The organism is Bradyrhizobium sp. USDA 4472 (genome assembly GCF_054058595.1).
In genome coordinates this window covers 5,773,817-5,790,329 of sequence record NZ_JBSSAM010000001.1, presented here as the reverse complement: position 1 = coordinate 5,790,329, position 16,513 = coordinate 5,773,817, and the positions used below count along the sequence as shown (strand labels likewise).

Sequence of the window (16,513 nt, the reverse complement as noted above, 5' to 3'; positions counted from 1 at the left end):
TATGATACGGGCAAACAAAAACGGCCGGCTCTTCAGCCGGCCTTCTTGTTTCATGATGCGCCGATCAAACCTTGACCAGCGGCCCCTTCGAGGTCGGCCCCTTGGAGCCGCCGGGGCCGCCCGGCTTGTTGGGCTTACCCGGTGGGCGCTTGCGGGCGCCGGGCAGCTTCTCCTGCTTCGGCGTAACCGGGCCCTCGACGAACTCGAAGCCGATCTTCTCCTTGGTCTCGTCGGCCTCGTCCTTGACCAGAACGACGCGGACATGACCACCGCCCTTGAGCTTGCCGAACAGCACCTCGTCAGCCAGCGGCTTCTTGATGTGCTCCTGGATCACCCGAGCCATCGGCCGCGCGCCCATCTGCTCGTCATAGCCATGCTGGATCAGCCAGGTCTTGGCCGGCTCGGAGAGTTCGATGGTGACGTCACGGTCGCCGAGTTGCGCCTCGAGCTGAAGCACGAACTTCTCAACCACGGTGCCGATCACCTCGACGCTCAGATGGCCGAACGAGACGATGGCATCGAGGCGGTTGCGGAATTCCGGCGCGAACTGCCGGTTGATCGCCTCGTGGTCGTCGCCTTCCCGCTTCGAGCGCGTGAAGCCGAACGCCTGCTTGGCGAGATCCGAAGCGCCGGCGTTCGTGGTCATGATCAGGATCACGTTACGGAAGTTGACCTGCTTGCCGTTGTGGTCGGTGAGCCGGCCGTGGTCCATGATCTGGAGCAGCACGTTGTAGAGATCGGGATGCGCTTTCTCGATTTCGTCGAGCAGGACCACGCAATGCGGATGCTGGTCGACGCCGTCGGTCAACAGGCCGCCCTGGTCGAAGCCGACATAGCCGGGAGGCGCGCCGATCAGGCGCGACACGGTGTGGCGCTCCATGTACTCGGACATGTCGAAGCGCAGGAGTTCGACGCCCAGCGTCGCCGCCAGCTGCTTCGCAACCTCAGTCTTGCCGACGCCGGTCGGACCCGAGAACAGGTAGCAGCCGATCGGCTTCTCCGGTTCGCGCAGGCCCGCACGGGCGAGCTTGATCGAAGCGGCGAGCGACTCGATCGCCTTGTCCTGGCCGAACACGGTGCGCTTCAGGGTCTGCTCGAGATGCTTGAGCACCTCGGCATCGTCCTTCGACACGCTCTTCGGCGGGATCCGCGCCATCGAAGCAATCGTGGTCTCGATCTCCTTGATGCCGATCGTCTTCTTGCGCTTGTTCTCGGCGACCAGCATCTGCGCCGCACCGGACTCGTCGATCACGTCGATCGCCTTGTCGGGCAGCTTGCGGTCGTGGATGTAGCGCGAAGACAGCTGCACCGCCGCCTCGATCGCCTCATTGGTGTACTTCAGCCGGTGGTAGTCCTCGAAATAAGGCTTGAGGCCCTTGAGGATCGCGATCGCGTCCTCGACGGTCGGCTCGTTGATGTCGATCTTCTGGAAGCGCCGCACCAGCGCGCGGTCCTTCTCGAAGTGCTGGCGATATTCCTTGTAGGTCGTCGAGCCCATGCAGCGGATCGTGCCCGAAGCGAGCGCGGGCTTGAGCAGGTTCGACGCATCCATCGCACCACCCGACGTTGCGCCCGCACCGATCACGGTGTGGATCTCGTCGATGAACAGGATGGCGTTGGGATGGGCCTCGAGTTCCTTCAGCACCTGCTTGAGACGCTCCTCGAAGTCGCCGCGATAGCGCGTACCCGCGAGCAGCGTGCCCATGTCGAGCGAGAACACGGTCGCAGCCGCCAGAACCTCCGGCACCTCGCTGTCGACGATGCGCTTGGCCAGGCCCTCCGCGATCGCGGTCTTGCCAACGCCGGCCTCGCCCACGAACAGCGGGTTGTTCTTTTGGCGGCGACACAGCACCTGGATCGCGCGGTTGATTTCGGAATTGCGTCCGATCACCGGATCGATCTTGCCGTCACGCGCCTTCTTGTTGAGATTGACGCAATAAGTCTCGAGCGCCTCGCCCTTCTTCTTGCCGTCATCGCTGCCCTTGGTCTCGGTCTCCTCGTCGACGCCGCGAACGGGCCGCGCTTCGGAGACGCCCGGCCGCTTGGCAATGCCGTGGCTGATGTAGTTGACGGCGTCATACCGCGTCATGTCCTGCTCCTGCAGGAAATAGGCGGCATGGCTCTCGCGCTCGGCGAAGATTGCGATCAGCACGTTCGCACCGGTCACCTCTTCGCGACCGGAAGACTGCACATGGATCACCGCACGCTGGATCACGCGCTGGAAACCGGCGGTCGGCTTGGCGTCGTCGGCGCCATCCGTCACCAGATTTTCGAATTCGGTTTCAAGATAGTTGACGAGGCTCGTTCGCAGCTTGTCGAGATCGACGCTGCAGGCCCGCATGACGGCAGCCGCATCGGAGTCGTCAATCAGCGAAAGCAGGAGATGCTCAAGCGTCGCATATTGGTGATGACGCTCATTGGCGATCGCCAGTGCACGATGCAGGGATTGTTCAAGGCTTTGGGAAAAAGTCGGCATTAGCGTCCTCTATGGCCCCCACCATCATGATCGCCATCGCCGGGTCAGGCAACAACAACCTTTGTCACATATAGTTATACAAGACCGCGGCAAAAGACCGGTTCCGCGACTCGATGAGCATTGCGCGCCTCACCGCATTCTCGATGCAAAACCCGTTCCGGTTTGGGCAAAACTACCCATTTGGGCAGGATTGGCGGCGGCGGCCGACGTCTGCGGATCATGCGGCGGTATGCGCTGACATCACACAGCGCGCGAACAGCACCAATCTCACGAACTGCTAAGTCGGACGCGGAGTTACTTCTTTTCCATCACGCATTGCAGCGGGTGCTGGTGCTTGCGGGCGAAATCCATCACCTGCGTCACCTTCGTCTCGGCAATCTCGTAGGTGAATACGCCGCACTCGCCGATGCCGTGATGGTGGACATGCAGCATGATCTTGGTCGCAGCCTCGGCGTCCTTCTGGAAAAACTTCTCCAGCACGTGGACGACGAATTCCATCGGCGTGTAGTCGTCGTTGAGGATCAGCACACGATAGAGGTTCGGCCGCTTGGTTTTGGGTTTGACCTTGGTGATGACGGACGTGTTCGGACCCGCCGGGCCACCCGAACGGTTCTCGTCGTTGCTCATCCGGAGAGCGTGGGCGGCAGTCGCCGCGGACAGGTCAAATCTGGAAGTCAGTTGCGGCATGGCTCAGGCGTTCAATTCCCCACGGAAGCGTAGAAGGTAGGCCTCGCCCTTTCGGAGCTTGGGACAGGCGCGCCACCTTGTTGGATCGCCGCTTCCAACCGGTCCGGTCAGGCCCGGATCAATTGTGGGGAATATGGGCCTGCCCCCGGCTCCCTGCAAGCGTGCAACCATCCTGCCGATATGGCCAAGGCAACCCGATTCCCGGTCCAACAATCCTATCGAAGGTTAGTCAATCCGAACCGGTTTGACAAAAATTTCCGGCTGGGCCGTTTAGAAACAACCGATCAGGAACCTGCCGTCGGCGGTTGCGGCGGACATCTCCGGGTTTCTACGGTCCTATGAGCTTTGTCGACCCAGTCCCAGGAGACGCCTTTGTACCAGCAAAGCTTGCATGTCGATCGCGGACCTTGGCCACCGACGGCTTTCGAGCACTGACGAAATGGTCTCAGCAAAACAAAAAAAGCCCGGCTGTTCAGCCGGGCTTTTTGATTCCAGGAGTTCAGAAAATTACTGAGCGGCCGGGGTGAACTTCGACACGACCGTCTCGACCGGCTTGAACGCCTGCTTGGCGAGGTCGCCGTAGAGGCCGGCGATCTTCTGCGATTCCGCGACGAAGGTCTCGTAAGCGGAACGGGCGAAATCGGTCTGCGCTTCCATCGCCTTGTCCAGCGACTTCACGCCGGACAGTTTCTCGACGAAGGACTTCGTGTCTTCGAACGACTTCTTGGTGTAGTCGCCATAGGCGCTGGCGATCGCCTGAAGGCCGTGCTGCACCGAGGTGGCGGAGGCAACGCACGTCTCGAAATGCTCTTTCCCGTAGTTCTGAAAGTCTTCAACCTTGAACATCTTGGAATCCTTTTCCCTGGGTCGCGTCCGGAAGCCCGGCTCCCTGACTCTGCCCACAAATAGTGCAACGCACAAAAAAGTCAATAATCTTGTGCGACGCACAAAAATCGATCCAATTTGCAGAAATTCCCCGGGTTTCCCGCAAGGGTTCTTTAAGCTTTTGGAAACCGCAGGCCCCTACCCTGATTCCCTGGACGTGTTCACCATCCGCAGACGGTCAGAAGCCGTTTGAGAACATCACCTTAGCCAGAACAGCGGCTCAGGCCCAAACGTCCCCCGCAGTGAGCACCAGCGGAGGGGCAGCCTAAGCAGGTAGTGATCCCGGGTCCGCAGGGCACAATTTCGCCTCACGAGCCGGTGATCAAGTCACAAACGGGGACGGGGTTCCATGCTTCGTAACAACTGGTCTTCTTCGCGCTTGGCGCGGGTTGGCGTTTTCGGACTTCTCACGGTCACCACGGCCGTCATCTTCACGACCGACGCCGCCGACGCACGGCACTACCGGCATCGCTCCGCGCATCACCGCGTGCATCGCGAGGCCTCTGAGAGCTACAGCCCGCAATTCGCGTCGATCATCGTCGACGGCAATTCCGGGGCAGTGCTCCAGTCGACCAGCCCCGACGGACTTCGCCATCCCGCCTCGCTCACCAAGATCATGACGCTGTATCTGCTGTTCGAGCGTCTCGAGTCCGGCAAGATGAAGCTCGATACCGAGATGCCGGTATCGCAGCACGCCGCCGACCAGGATCCGACCAAGCTCAACCTGCGGGCCGGCCAGACCATCCGCGTCGAGGACGCGATCAAGGGTCTCGTCACCCGCTCGGCCAATGACGCTGCCGTTGTGATCGCTGAGGCCATCGCCGGTGACGAGGACGATTTCGCCGCGATGATGACGCGCAAGGCGCATGCGCTCGGCATGTCGAAGACGATCTACCGCAACGCCAACGGCCTTCCCAACGACGAGCAGGTTACCACCGCGCGCGACCAGGCCACCCTCGGCCGCGCCATCCAGGAACGCTTCCCGCGCTACTATCGCTATTTCTCGACCACTTCGTTCACCTGGCGCGGCGAGCAGATCCGCAACCACAATCACCTGCTCGGCAGCGTCGAAGGCGTCGACGGTATCAAGACCGGTTACACGCGCGCCTCGGGCTTCAACCTCGTCACCTCGATTCGCCGCGGCAACCGTCATCTGATCGGCGTGGTGCTTGGCGGACGTAGCGGCGGCTCGCGCGACGCCATCATGCGCAACTTGCTCGCGGAGAACCTCGATAAGGCCGCGACCACCCACACCGTTGCCGCGGTGACCGAGCGCAATGGCGCAGAGCCCAGCATCGACGTCGCGGATGCATCTGATTCCCCGCCCCGCCCCGCCCAACAAGTTCAGGTCGCTGCCGCTCCTGCCCCCGAGGCGCCCGCGCCACGGCCCGCCTCGCGCCTGTCGACGCTTGCAGCTGCGACCGCGGCAATGCCGCCGGCTCAGCCCAAGCCTGAAGCCAGGCCCATGGAGTCCAAGATCGAGCCCGCGCCGCTCACCAATGGTGTGATCGCGAGCCAGCCGCTCTCGCTGATCCCGGGTTCCTCCGAGCCGATGAAGCCGGTGCGGGTCAAGACGGTTCAGGTCAAGGCCGGCGCTGTGAAGGTTGCGTCCGCCGCGCCGACGCAGGTCGCGCCACAGGTCACCAACACGATTTCGCCCCGCAGCGACGTCGCGGAGACATCCGGCGCCGTGGTCGCCAGGGCCGACACCATCAACAAGCCGGAGCCCAACCATGCCGAGCTGCCGCAGCAGCCGGCGGGCTTCGGCACCGGTAACGGTATCCTCGGCGTGCTGCCAGCGGCTAGCACCGCTGCCCCGGCGGCCGCCCCCGTCGCCAAGCTTGCCTCCGCCGATCCGGCACCGCAGCCGATCCAGATGGGCGCAACGACCAAGCCGGCCGTTTCCCACACCGGTTGGATCGTTCAGGTCGGTGCGCTCGAGAGCGAGAGCGAAGCCCAGCAGCGGATTGAAGCGGCTCGCAACTCGGCCCGCGGCCTGCTCAGCAAGGCTGATCCGTTCACCGAGCCAGTCGTCGCCAGGGACAACCGCAAGCTCTATCGCGCCCGCTTCGCAGGGCTCGAGCGCGACCAGGCCGAAGCGGTGTGCCGGGCGCTGAAGCACGCCGACATCTCCTGCATGACCGTTCGCAACTGAGCTCACTTACCCTTTCAAGCAAAATGCCCGCGCCTTGCGCGGGCATTTTTATTTTTGGGACGCGTTGGCGCTGGAAGCTGTTCCGCGACAACCTCTCGTCAAGAATTTACGGTTAAAACTTTGCTCAAGAGATCGACCACGCCGGCAATGGCGGGCATCGGGGCGACGGCAAACAGAGCAAGCAGAGCTCACGCGGTACGGGCGTTTGTGGCGTGGTGCCGGAGTTAGCCGTTATGCGTACGAAGCAGAGTATCCTTGGCCTCGTTTACCCGGGCAGCGAGGTACGTCGAGCCCCCCTGGTCGGGATGCAGTTTCTTCATGAGGGACTTGTGCGCTCGGCTGATGTCGTCGCGCCCCGCCCCCGGCTGCAGGCCAAGGATCTGATAGGCCTCCTCCGCCGTCATTTTGCCGCTCGCCGCCGTGCGGCGCTGCCCCCCTGCCGCGTCGCCTTGCGCGTTCTGACGCCAAGCGGGAAACCTGCGGTCCAGATAGCTTTCAAGTAAGGCCACGCTCTCGGCGTCGAACGCCGGGACCATCGCCAGCAGGCTTGCCAGATCGAACTCGTCGAGATTACGCCCGGCGTGAGGCCCGGCGACGATCTGTCCCGCAAGCTGGCCGGAATCGTGATCGAGCCGCATATCCAGGAATTGCGAGCGCACGCGTGAACCCTGGCCGGACGAGCGCGCCGCACCACCGCCGAACAGTCCACCGATATTGCCAAAGCCGGCATTCGCAAGCGGTGTCCAGCCGAGCAATCCAGCGCCGAATATTCCAAGCGGGATCGCCACCGCCAGTTCGCCCCTCAAGCCTATGAAGGCCGCCGCGGCGAGCGCGACCACGCCTCCGCCGAACTTGATGGCCCGCGCCAGCACCGCCGGATTGGCCGATCGGAACATCTGGAGCAACAGATAGAGCGTGATAACGGCGACAAGGCCGGCGATGAGAGTCATGGCGGGACTATAGTCGCCCTCTGGTCAAAAAGCATGGCGTCCTTCGCGCCCGCGATTGGCACGCGAATTGAGTGAAGCGCGGCCGGGCTTGACCTGCTATTTCATTTGCCCGATCAGCTGCGCCGCACCGCTTGCTGTCTTCGCCAACTTCAGCAGCGCCTCGCGGCCGCCGGCCGCATAGGCCGCAGCAGCCCGCAGCAGTTCGCGCAGCTGCGCCGCCGCGCCAGGATCGAACCGGCACCAGGCTCCACCCGTCAGCCGCGCGATCTCGCGAAACGCCTGCTCGGCGCCCGCATCATGGCCTTCCTGAAACAGGAAGACCGGCACTTTCAACATACCGAGCTCGCCGGCCTTGGCGCACAACGCATCGACTTTCTCCTCCATGGCATCGCCGACGAAGACCACGGCGCGCACGCCTGATGCAACAGCCTCGCGCCGCGCATCGGTCAGCACCCTGCCGATCTGGGTGTCGCCGCCGCGGCAATCGATCTTGCTCATCAGCGTCGCAAGCTTGCTGCTCTCGGAAATCCACCCGGTGGCGCGACATTCGTTGAAACCGCGATAGTAGACAAGCCGGATGTCGAGGCTGCCGAGCGCTGCAGCCTCGCGAAACATGTCCGCCTGAAGTGCGCAGGCCATGTCCCAGGTCGGCTGCCGGCTCATCGTCGCATCCAGTGCGAAGATCAGCCGGCCCTTCGCGCGGGGCGCATGCGGCGACAGCGCGCGCGCCTTGGCGACGAAGGCGGCGACGTCCTCCGACGTCGAGGTTTTTGCCTGCGGCAATGCGCCGTTGCTTTCGGCTTTGGCCGACAAGGCGTCGCTACTGCGCGGTTTGATGGAGTCGCCGGACATCTGAGGCCGCACTTCGTCTCACACGACCAATGTGGATAGCGTGCCCGGCCCGGTCAATGAGCAAAGCCTCCGCGGGCGGGAGCCGGCGGAGGCTTTCGGGACTCGTTTCGAACGATCAACCCTTTCCGATCAGCTCTTGGCCGGTGCCATCAGAGCGACCGGACCGGGCTCCAGGACCTTGGGCGGAGCCGAACGGGTGTCGACCGGCGCGATCACGCTGTCGGTGTCGCTGAGGAACTTATCGAGCATGCCCTGGATCGAGTTCTTGGCGTCATCCGGACCGGTGTCGCGCATGTCGTTATGCTGGAAGTCGGTCTTCACGACCTGAATTCCGTCCTTCTCACATTCCTCTTCGGTCGGGATCACGCCCGGATCGGTCTTGAACTGCGGATCATGAGAACGGAACGACAGGATCTTGAATTTGCCCCCGGTCACGAAAGGCACGCGGAGATTGTCCAGCGTCACGACCTTCTTGACCTCGTCCGGATACTGCTTGGCGAAATACATCGTGATGTCGCCGCCCATGGAATGACCGACCATCGTCACTTTGGCGTAGTCGGCATTGGGCTGAACCTTCTTCATTTCCTGCATCGCCAGATGGATATTGGCGACGCCGCGCAGGATCTGCGGCAGGCGGCCGACGTAAAGCTCGCCGGGCTTGGTCACCATCGGCGGATCGGTCGGCAAATCGTGCTGCGGGCTGACGACGAGATAGCCGCGCGCCGCAAAGATGTTGGCGAGGAATCCGTATTCGGTATTCTTGACGGTGTTGCCGTGATTGATGACCGCAACCGGCAAGGTGATCATGCCGGCGTTGGCCTGCATTTCCTTATCGCGACGGATCGCGATGTCGACAGGCACGGGACGGTTATCGCGCGAAGCGTCGTAGAAGGTGATGGTCTCGTGCTTGATGGCCCACTTGCTCGCCGTGAAATAGGCAACGCCGAAGAGGGCTCCGACAGAAACCAGAACGGCAATTCCACGCTTCATTTTCGTCCTCAGCCTCAGGCTCTTGCGGCCTGATCCCTGTTGAAATCGTGTTGTTCGAGGAACTCTTCGGCTCCCTTCGCGCCTATTCCCTAATATATGTCACAGGCGCGTGACAGAAAGGCTAAATATTGTGGTCCGGCAGCCCTTTCATTGTGCGACGCACACGTTTGGTAGGCACCCTGCTCTGCAACCGCTACAAAGGGGTGCAGATGACCATCCGACGCGACCCCTCACGATAGGGTTCAATTTCACGGTGAATGCGCAGTGAAAACGCCTTGGGCCGTGGCGGGTTCCCGCGGGAACTCGCCGTCGTGGTCCACTGGAAGTAGCAGCGTACCGCCTAGGCCTCGAGGATGTCGTGAACCTCGAGCGGTTTGTCGATCTGGCTGAACCACTCGGCGCGATTTGCCGCACGCCGGCGGCCGCGCTCATCAAGCGGCAGCTTGAGCTGGCGGAGCAGGCTCGTGACCTCCTCACGAGCCGTGAGATGGCCGAGATTGGGCCGCATCCCAAGCGTCGCCTCGTCGATCTCGTCCAGAGCGGTCAGCCCGCGCGGGAAGAACTCGCGATAGACGACGCGCTCGGCGAAACCGTCGACGTAGCGGAAGCCGAGCCGCAGCGACAAATCCTTCAGCCCGTCGGCGACGAGCTGCTTGTTACGCGAGCCGAGCATCGACAGTCGGTTGCGCACCACGATCCAGTCCGTGGTCGAGCCATCGAGCTGGCGGCGCTTGCGCCTGACGTCGCGCACCATCTCCGCGTAGTGGCTTTCTCCTGTTACCGCGTAAGTGGTGGGATCGACGGTGCCGAGGACGTCGAAGTCGAGGAAGCTGTCGTTGATCGGCGTGACCAGCGTGTCGGCCATCGAATGGGCCAGCCGCATCAGATAGCTGTCGGTGCCGGGCGTATCGATGACGATGAAATCGAAGCTGCTCTCGACCGTCGAGACCGCCTCCATAAACTGCTGGAACTCGGAATTCTCGTTCTCGGCGATCTGCATGGTCTCGCCGAGCCTGATACAGCGATGCACCGGCAGCTCGAGCTCGAGCTTGGTGCGGCGCGCCCAGCCGGCGCGGTTGTTGATGTAGCGGGTGAAGCTTTGCTGGCGGCAGTCGAGGTCAATGGTGGCGACTCTCTGGCCGGCCTTCAGGAGAGCAACTGCGATGTGCAGGGCGGTGGTCGATTTGCCGGAGCCGCCCTTTTCATTGCCGAGCACGACGACATGCGCCGAGCCGGTTTGGCTTTGGCTAGCCTGCACAAGCATGGCGATCCTCAACACCCCTGAACAATATCTTCGAGTTGGCCGCGTCCGCGGTCAAGTGAAATGCGTGACAGGATGACGAAATCACGGTGCGCCGAATGGTCATCGTGAATCGCGTGCGGTGTCGCGTTTGCGATCCATCCCGCGATGACGCGACATCGGCGCAGCAGACGATGCTGTGCCTGATGCCGATGCATGGCGTCCAGGCCCCGCGCTTGTTAAGGTTAGCCCGCTGCGCGGTCAGCGGCGCCCACCCCCAACCCTTCCCGAGTTCTGATGTCACGAAGCCCCTTGATCACCCGCACGGTGCCCGCCCTGCGACGCGCTGTCGATCATCTTCGCGAGCGAAAGGTCACCATTGCGCTGGTGCCGACCATGGGGGCACTCCATGACGGGCATGTGTCGCTGGTGCGCCTGGCCAAACGGCGCGCTGATCGCGTCGTGGTGTCGATCTTCGTCAACCCGACGCAGTTCGCTCCATCAGAGGATTTCGGTGCCTATCCGCGGACCTGGAAGGCCGACATCGCCAAGCTCGCGGCGGAGAATGTCGACATCGTCTGGCATCCCGGCGTCGAAGCGATGTATCCGGACGGCTTTGCGACGCGCATCGTCCCGGAGGGACCGGCGCTGGCCGGCCTGGAGGACCGCTTCCGGCCGCACTTCTTCGGCGGCGTCGCAACCGTTGTCGGCAAGCTGTTCACGCAATGCCGGCCTGATGTCGCGATCTTCGGCGAGAAGGACTTTCAGCAATTGCGCGTGGTGACGCAGATGGCGCGGGATCTCGACCTCGGCGTCAAGGTGATCGGCTCCCGCACCATACGCGAGCGGGACGGGCTGGCGATGTCCTCGCGCAACGTCTACCTCTCACCCCAGGAGCGGCAGACGGCCACCACTCTCTACCGCGTGATGAAGGACAGCGCTCGCCGGATCCAGGCCGGCGAAACCATCACGAGAACGATGACGCGCGGCGCCGGGACGATCAACGCGGCAGGCTTCGCGCTCGACTATTTCGAGCTCCGCCATGCCGAAACGCTGGCGCCGGTCACCTCGCGCTGCGACGGGCCGCTGCGGATCCTGGTCGCAGCCAAGCTCGGCAAAACGCGGCTGATCGACAATATCGCGGTCTGAAGCGCGATGAAGTCCCATCGCGCTTCAGTAGGTTGTTCGAGCATGATCGCTCCGGAAAACCGCACAGTTTTCCGGATCATGCTCAGAGCAATCCGAGATCGCGTAGCTCGCGCCGCATCGGCTCCGGCATGGCCGCGATGGTGCCGGCGGCGGACTTGCCGAGATCCGGCGGCACGGAATCGTCGGTGAGATAGCGCCAGCCCTGGAACGGCCGCATCGGCCGCGGCGCCACCGAGACGATCTTCGGCTGCATCACGATCCGGCAGCGCCCAATGCCGTCCTTGTCGCGGAACGGCTCGATGCCGATGATCTTTTCGCGTGCGGCGATCTCGCCCTTGATGACCCAATAGAGCGATCCGCCCGCCAGAATCTCGGCGTCCCGCTTGGGCACCATGCGGGTGATGTGGATGTGGTGTTGCGGCAGGCCTTTTTTCCTGGCCGTCTGCATTCGTTCGGCGACCCACCCCTTCAATTCTTTGACGGAGTCGCAGCCGACGGCAAGCTTGATCAGATGGAGTGGCATGAGCCAGCATTAGCGGGCCGGCGATGGGTTTTCAAAGCCGAACTAGTTGTTATCCGCAGCTGCGGGAGCCGGGCTCGGCGGCGGCGCCAGCGGAACCGGTGCCGCGGCCGGCGCGCGCGCGGCCTTTGGCGCGGGCGGCCTCTTCGCAGCCGGTGGCGCAGGCGCTGTCGCCTGTGCCGCGCGTGGCGCAGCTACCGGAGTTGCGGCCGGGTTGGCGGGCGGCGCCTGGCGCGCGGCCGGCTCCGGATTCATGATACTCACCGGCGGAATCGACGACGCGCTCGGGAACTCCGCATTGGTCGGCTTGCCCGTGGGCATCGACGGCGCGAGCCCGGCAATCGCACCCGTCGTCGGCGGCACCGCCGCCGGCGACGTCCAGGTCGGCGCGTAGCGCGCAACCAGGGTGTCGTAGAGATGGGAATCCATGTTGGCGGCGACCTGCTGCTGATCCGTCAGCGACCGGAACGCCGGGCAATCGAACCGCGTGCAGCCATCGCGCGCCACCAGCACCTGCGCAACGAGACCGTAGCGATCGTGCTCCAACGATCTCCTGAGAACCTTGACCTCGAGCGTCGGGCTCTTGTCTGCGGTCGCAGCATCGCCGAGCGCAGTCAGCCGGTCGATCCGAGCGGCAGTATAGGCGACAGCCGCAGCCGCCGCATCCGGCGCACCGAACAACGCCTTCTCGCAACCGATCGCCACGGCATCGCCGGCGAGGTCGTCGAGGCAGGCGAGCGCCGGAAGGGCTGCGGTCACCGTGGCTTGCGTGCGGGCTTCCGCCGTCGCGCTTTCGTGCGCCAATGGCCCATAGATTCGCATGGTGGCGGCCACCGCAATGATGCCGATCGAGAGCAGCGTGATGATGCTCAGCGCGCCGTTGGCGACCGATCTCTCGGCACGCAGCAGCGTGATCAGCAGGACCAGTCCGAAGAAGCCGGTTGCCGCCAGCGTCATCCACATGGGAGCGTCCGGCGAGCGCCAGATTTGGTCGAGCGACGAGGCCCCTACCCAGTCCATGCGCGATGTCCCCTCACGCGAGCAAAGAGCTGATGGTCAATCGAGCACCGCGAACCGACTACTGCCCCCGCCACCTTGTCGAGGTGAAGCGGGCCTTTTGACGGCGGCGGAGCAAATTCGGCTGTGATGTCAGTGCGAGGTGCCGTCAGCGCGTTACGACAGCGCGAGCTGGCTTTCCTTGGCGACCCGTTCGAAGGCTTCGGTTGAGCTCTTGATCCGGTATTGGCAGTCGTCGCCTTCCGTCGGGAGCAGGCGGATGATCTCGTAGGAGCCGCTGGCAGCCGGGCGCGCGACGTTGCTGGCCGTGAACAATACGCGCGTTCCAATCGGGAATTTGTGCTTCAACACCCTCTCCATCACTCAAACAACGCCTGCCTCGCCCGTGGTCCCACTGCGAGGCCGGCTGGAAACCCAGCGCTGTATAGCACGCATGCGGCGTTTTTGACCAGTCTCATGCGAGGCTGGGAACTGCACAAATTTTGAAGTCTTTTCAGGACGATAAAGGGAACACTTGCCGGCCCGGACTACCGCTGGAACCAGGCCTCAGGCGCCATGGGGAAGATGGCCGTCGGGACTCGCCTGATCCACAGCCTTGGGTAGCTCCTGGGCCAGGATCTCGCTAAGCTGGTCGACAGGAATGTTGTAACGGGCAGCGAGCTGGCGGACCGTATCGTTGCCGAGCACGGAGCGGAGCTGGTCCGCCGAGATCGGCAGATTCTGGCCATTTCCCAGCCAGGACTTTACCTGGTCGCCGAAGCCCGCCTGCTGGAGCTTTGCGACGATCGCACCCAAGCCGCCCTGGTTGTTGCTCCCGAGCACCTCGCTCAGCACGGCCGGAAGGACGGTCGCCCCGAGTTGACCGAGCGCGCTACGCAGTGCCGGGTTGTTCTCCAGCGAATCCAGAATTCCCATGGCCGTGCCCTCTTCGTTGGTCGCTGCGATTGAGCGCCGCAAGCCAGCATGCCGTCAAGCGGCGCCAAATCACATTTTAGGCGAGCATGATCTTGTCGGAAAACCGGGTGCCCGCTTGTCCGGATCATGCTCCTGATTCAGGCAGTCTCGAACTTTTCGATGACAAGCGTTTCGGCGAGGCCATCACGGGTCCATTCCTGAAATGCCGGCATCCCCATCATCGTGTCCATATAGGCGCTGGTCTCCTGCGTGACCTCGATGGCGTAGGTCCGGAAGCGATGCACGACCGGGGCGTACATCGCATCAGCCGCGCCGAAGCGGCCAAACAGGAACGGCCCGCCGGCGCCGTAGCGGGTCCGGCATTCGCGCCAGATCTGCTGCACGCGTGCGACGTTGGCCTTGGCGTCCGCCGACAGCGTCACGGCGCGCACGGGACGGTGCAGGTTCATGCCGCATTCGTTGCGCAGAGCCATGAAGCCGGAATGCATCTCGGCGCACACCGAGCGGGCAAATGCGCGGGCCGCGGCGTCGTCGGGCCACAGCTTCTTCTCGGGGTAGCGCTCGGCGATGTATTCGATGATGGCAAGCGAATCCCACACCGTGATGTCGCCGTCGACAAGCACCGGCACCTTGCCGGCGCGGCTGAACGACAGGATCCGCTCCTTGTCGGCGGGATTGTCGGTATAGAGCGGGATCACGGTCTCCACGAACGGGATGTCGTTGGCGCGCAATGCGAGCCAGGGCCGCATCGACCATGACGAGTAGTTCTTGTTGCCGATCGCGAGCTCGAGCGCTGCCATGCCGCTGGTCCTTCCGTAGGTCTTGTCGATGCGGCTGCTTTTAACGCCATCGCCTGCCGCCAATCAATCGTTGCCGCACGCGTGCATGCATGGCAATCGTGTCGGCCGCGAGGAGACAGACATGAGCAGGCATTGGGTCGACATCACCGCCGTCGGCTTCTTCATCGTCGAATGGCTGGTCTATGCCGCCACGCTCGAGCATTCCGCCTACGGCCGCGACAGCCTGTCGGCACGGATGAACCGCTACCGCGAGGTCTGGGTTCGCCGCCTGCTCGACCGCGAGGCGCGCATGGTCGACATGCAGATCATGGCTTCGCTGCAGAACGGCACCGCCTTCTTCGCCTCCACCAGCCTGTTCGCGCTCGGCGGCGCGCTGGCGTTGCTGCATGCGACCAACGACGCCATCGCCATTCTCGCCAAGCTGCCGATCGACCTCAGCTACTCGCCCGCCCTCTGGGAGCTGAAATGCGTCGGCCTGGTGCTGATCTGCGTCTACGCTTTCTTCAAATTCGCCTGGGCCTATCGGCTCTTCAACTATGTCGCGATCCTGTTCGGCGGCATGCCGCCGGCTTCCATGCGCGACACCCCCGAGGCCGAGGCCCATGTCATCCGCACCTCGCGTGTGTTCGAATCCGCCGGCCGCCACTTCAACCGCGGCCAGCGCGCCTTCTTCTTCGCGCTCGGCTATCTCGGCTGGTTCGTGAGCCCCTGGGTGCTGTTCGCGACCACCGCCGCCGTTGTGATCGTGACATGGCGCCGGCAATTCGCCTCGCATGCATGGGCGGCGATGGCGCCGGACGGGGCGGTGGATGATGAGGGGCTGAAGCGCGGTCGTTGAGAAATCTCGTGTCCCGGACGCGCTGCCGCCTGCAGCGCAGCTGCGAAGGCAGGCCGACCCGCGCTGCATCTTGCCCGTCGACCCCCGCGGCCCGGCTACGACCTGAAATCCTGCGGCGTGAATGAAAGGTCCATGATCTTCCATTCCTCGTACTTGTCGGGCGGCAGCATCTGGTAAGGCTGACAGGCCTGCACCGCGCTCATCGCTGATTTCACGATGGCAACGCCCTTCGCGGACGGCGGCGCCTCGATCAGGATCGGCTCGCGCGCAAGCGTGCCGTCGGTGGCCAACACTACGCGCAGCCTGATGCGCACGGCATCGGTCGGCGCGACCTCCGCGGGCAGTTTCGAACAGCTCCGCAGGTGGCGGCGAAGCTCGGCGACGACCTCTGGCGGCAGCCTGGCTGCGATCGAATCCTTGGCACCGCCGCCATCATCCTTGGGGACGTCTATGGGCGTGGGCGGCAATGCAGGCGGCAGGCCCAGCACCACGTGGTATTTGACCGTGACATCCGGTTCCGGGGGCTTGTAGGCCGGAGATGCCGCCTGGGGTTGCGGCGTCGCGGCCGGCGGCTTCTGTTGCGCTTGGGATTGCTGAGGTTGTGGCTGCGCGTTGGCCTCTTGCTGCTTCGCCTCCGGCGGCTGAGGCTGCTGCTTCTGTGGCGGTGCCGCCTTCTCCGTTTCGTTCTCCGTTGCCTTCTCTTGGGCGGGCGCCGGCTTGGGCGCGGCGTCCTTCTTGTCCTTGTCGGTGAAATCCAGCTTCGGCAGTTTGAATTCGGGGAGCGGGTCCGGCGGCTTCGCTGCCTGCTCCTTTGCCTTCTCTTCCGCCTTGGCTTCCTCCTGCTTCACCTGCTCCGGCGTGACGATGTCGATCGCAACCGTCTCGGGCGGCGCAGAATGAAACGGATGGACTTCGCTGATCACGATGATCAGCGCGACCAGCGTCAAATGCGCAATCGCCGACGCCGCAATGTCCGTCCGTATGATCTTCCGCGGTTCCATCGGCCAATCTTGGGTTGCCGCTTTGCTCCTAGCACACC

General features: G+C 63.6%; 16 protein-coding genes. 3 read left to right on the top strand and 13 right to left on the bottom strand.

Translation table 11 applies throughout. From position 1 onward, the window contains the following. Window positions 1–64: 64 nt before the first annotated feature. The 3 genes from clpA to ACVWZ4_RS27130 all read right to left on the bottom strand — a co-directional run bounded on the left by clpA (window position 65) and on the right by ACVWZ4_RS27130 (window position 4,009). Window positions 65–2,476 carry an ATP-dependent Clp protease ATP-binding subunit ClpA gene (gene clpA / locus ACVWZ4_RS27140; RefSeq protein ID WP_456703980.1) on the bottom strand — a complete coding sequence of 804 codons (2,412 nt, stop codon included), beginning with the start codon at window positions 2,474–2,476 and terminating at the stop codon, window positions 65–67. 294 nt (window positions 2,477–2,770) lie between these two features. Then, entirely contained in the window at window positions 2,771–3,103 is a 333-nt protein-coding gene (gene clpS, locus ACVWZ4_RS27135) for an ATP-dependent Clp protease adapter ClpS (protein ID WP_177243545.1), read from the bottom strand. 567 nt (window positions 3,104–3,670) lie between these two features. Continuing rightward, window positions 3,671–4,009 carry a phasin family protein gene (locus ACVWZ4_RS27130; RefSeq protein ID WP_456703981.1) on the bottom strand — a complete coding sequence of 113 codons (339 nt, stop codon included), beginning with the start codon at window positions 4,007–4,009 and terminating at the stop codon, window positions 3,671–3,673. A gap of 388 nt (window positions 4,010–4,397) precedes the next feature. On the opposite strand from ACVWZ4_RS27130, the gene ACVWZ4_RS27125 reads away from it, so the two are divergent. After that, window positions 4,398–6,203, top strand: a complete 1,806-nt coding sequence (locus ACVWZ4_RS27125) for a serine hydrolase (protein WP_456741545.1) — start codon at window positions 4,398–4,400, stop codon at window positions 6,201–6,203. A gap of 224 nt (window positions 6,204–6,427) precedes the next feature. Here ACVWZ4_RS27125 and ACVWZ4_RS27120 read toward each other — a convergent pair whose 3' ends face one another. From ACVWZ4_RS27120 to ACVWZ4_RS27105, 4 genes are all read right to left on the bottom strand, one after another. Then, complete coding sequence (locus tag ACVWZ4_RS27120) at window positions 6,428–7,153, bottom strand: DnaJ domain-containing protein (RefSeq protein ID WP_456703983.1); 726 nt, start codon at window positions 7,151–7,153, stop codon at window positions 6,428–6,430. Between the two features lie 96 nt (window positions 7,154–7,249). Beyond that, window positions 7,250–8,005: a VWA domain-containing protein gene (locus ACVWZ4_RS27115; RefSeq protein WP_456790392.1), complete on the bottom strand. Its 756-nt coding sequence runs from the start codon at window positions 8,003–8,005 to the stop codon at window positions 7,250–7,252. A 129-nt stretch (window positions 8,006–8,134) separates the two neighbouring features. Further along, window positions 8,135–8,995 (bottom strand): alpha/beta fold hydrolase, encoded by an 861-nt coding sequence (locus tag ACVWZ4_RS27110; RefSeq protein WP_456703985.1) that lies wholly within the window; start codon window positions 8,993–8,995, stop codon window positions 8,135–8,137. Window positions 8,996–9,335: 340 nt separating this feature from the next. After that, a complete protein-coding gene (locus ACVWZ4_RS27105) occupies window positions 9,336–10,259 on the bottom strand; it encodes a division plane positioning ATPase MipZ (RefSeq protein ID WP_456703986.1) in 924 nt (307 codons plus the stop codon). Between the two features lie 273 nt (window positions 10,260–10,532). Here ACVWZ4_RS27105 and panC point away from each other — a divergent pair, with 273 nt between their 5' ends. Continuing rightward, the gene (panC, locus tag ACVWZ4_RS27100) at window positions 10,533–11,384 is read left to right on the top strand and encodes a pantoate--beta-alanine ligase (RefSeq protein ID WP_456790391.1); all 852 of its coding nucleotides are present in this window, start codon (window positions 10,533–10,535) and stop codon (window positions 11,382–11,384) included. Between the two features lie 82 nt (window positions 11,385–11,466). On the opposite strand, the gene ACVWZ4_RS27095 is transcribed toward panC, so the two are convergent. From ACVWZ4_RS27095 to ACVWZ4_RS27075, 5 genes are all read right to left on the bottom strand, one after another. Further along, window positions 11,467–11,907, bottom strand: coding sequence for a DUF1489 family protein (locus tag ACVWZ4_RS27095; protein WP_456741544.1), 441 nt, complete (start codon window positions 11,905–11,907; stop codon window positions 11,467–11,469). A gap of 42 nt (window positions 11,908–11,949) precedes the next feature. Next, on the bottom strand, window positions 11,950–12,924 hold the full coding sequence (locus tag ACVWZ4_RS27090; RefSeq protein ID WP_456741543.1) for a hypothetical protein: 975 nt from the start codon (window positions 12,922–12,924) through the stop codon (window positions 11,950–11,952). A 153-nt stretch (window positions 12,925–13,077) separates the two neighbouring features. Then, window positions 13,078–13,281, bottom strand: coding sequence for a hypothetical protein (locus tag ACVWZ4_RS27085; protein ID WP_195804664.1), 204 nt, complete (start codon window positions 13,279–13,281; stop codon window positions 13,078–13,080). A gap of 186 nt (window positions 13,282–13,467) precedes the next feature. Next, window positions 13,468–13,866, bottom strand: coding sequence for a YidB family protein (locus ACVWZ4_RS27080; RefSeq protein WP_456738180.1), 399 nt, complete (start codon window positions 13,864–13,866; stop codon window positions 13,468–13,470). A 107-nt stretch (window positions 13,867–13,973) separates the two neighbouring features. Then, window positions 13,974–14,636, bottom strand: a complete 663-nt coding sequence (locus tag ACVWZ4_RS27075; RefSeq protein WP_456703990.1) for a glutathione S-transferase family protein — start codon at window positions 14,634–14,636, stop codon at window positions 13,974–13,976. 121 nt (window positions 14,637–14,757) lie between these two features. On the opposite strand from ACVWZ4_RS27075, the gene ACVWZ4_RS27070 reads away from it, so the two are divergent. Beyond that, on the top strand, window positions 14,758–15,474 hold the full coding sequence (locus tag ACVWZ4_RS27070; RefSeq protein ID WP_456703991.1) for a DUF599 domain-containing protein: 717 nt from the start codon (window positions 14,758–14,760) through the stop codon (window positions 15,472–15,474). A 95-nt stretch (window positions 15,475–15,569) separates the two neighbouring features. Here the strand turns inward: ACVWZ4_RS27070 and ACVWZ4_RS27065 are convergent, their stop codons facing one another. Then, window positions 15,570–16,475, bottom strand: coding sequence for a hypothetical protein (locus ACVWZ4_RS27065; RefSeq protein WP_456703992.1), 906 nt, complete (start codon window positions 16,473–16,475; stop codon window positions 15,570–15,572). Between the last annotated feature and the right edge of the window lie 38 nt (window positions 16,476–16,513).

Bases quoted from the DNA above. Each gene is read 5' to 3' on its own strand.
- clpA (WP_456703980.1), bottom strand. From the start codon at position 2,476: ATGCCGACTTTTTCCCAAAGCCTTGAACAATCCCTGCATCGTGCACTG.
- clpS (WP_177243545.1), bottom strand. From the start codon at position 3,103: ATGAGCAACGACGAGAACCGTTCGGGTGGCCCGGCGGGTCCGAACACG.
- ACVWZ4_RS27130 (WP_456703981.1), bottom strand. From the start codon at position 4,009: ATGTTCAAGGTTGAAGACTTTCAGAACTACGGGAAAGAGCATTTCGAG.
- ACVWZ4_RS27125 (WP_456741545.1), top strand. From the start codon at position 4,398: ATGCTTCGTAACAACTGGTCTTCTTCGCGCTTGGCGCGGGTTGGCGTT.
- ACVWZ4_RS27120 (WP_456703983.1), bottom strand. From the start codon at position 7,153: ATGACTCTCATCGCCGGCCTTGTCGCCGTTATCACGCTCTATCTGTTG.
- ACVWZ4_RS27115 (WP_456790392.1), bottom strand. From the start codon at position 8,005: ATGTCCGGCGACTCCATCAAACCGCGCAGTAGCGACGCCTTGTCGGCC.
- ACVWZ4_RS27110 (WP_456703985.1), bottom strand. From the start codon at position 8,995: ATGAAGCGTGGAATTGCCGTTCTGGTTTCTGTCGGAGCCCTCTTCGGC.
- ACVWZ4_RS27105 (WP_456703986.1), bottom strand. From the start codon at position 10,259: ATGCTTGTGCAGGCTAGCCAAAGCCAAACCGGCTCGGCGCATGTCGTC.
- panC (WP_456790391.1), top strand. From the start codon at position 10,533: ATGTCACGAAGCCCCTTGATCACCCGCACGGTGCCCGCCCTGCGACGC.
- ACVWZ4_RS27095 (WP_456741544.1), bottom strand. From the start codon at position 11,907: ATGCCACTCCATCTGATCAAGCTTGCCGTCGGCTGCGACTCCGTCAAA.
- ACVWZ4_RS27090 (WP_456741543.1), bottom strand. From the start codon at position 12,924: ATGGACTGGGTAGGGGCCTCGTCGCTCGACCAAATCTGGCGCTCGCCG.
- ACVWZ4_RS27085 (WP_195804664.1), bottom strand. From the start codon at position 13,281: ATGGAGAGGGTGTTGAAGCACAAATTCCCGATTGGAACGCGCGTATTG.
- ACVWZ4_RS27075 (WP_456703990.1), bottom strand. From the start codon at position 14,636: ATGGCAGCGCTCGAGCTCGCGATCGGCAACAAGAACTACTCGTCATGG.
- ACVWZ4_RS27070 (WP_456703991.1), top strand. From the start codon at position 14,758: ATGAGCAGGCATTGGGTCGACATCACCGCCGTCGGCTTCTTCATCGTC.
- ACVWZ4_RS27065 (WP_456703992.1), bottom strand. From the start codon at position 16,475: ATGGAACCGCGGAAGATCATACGGACGGACATTGCGGCGTCGGCGATT.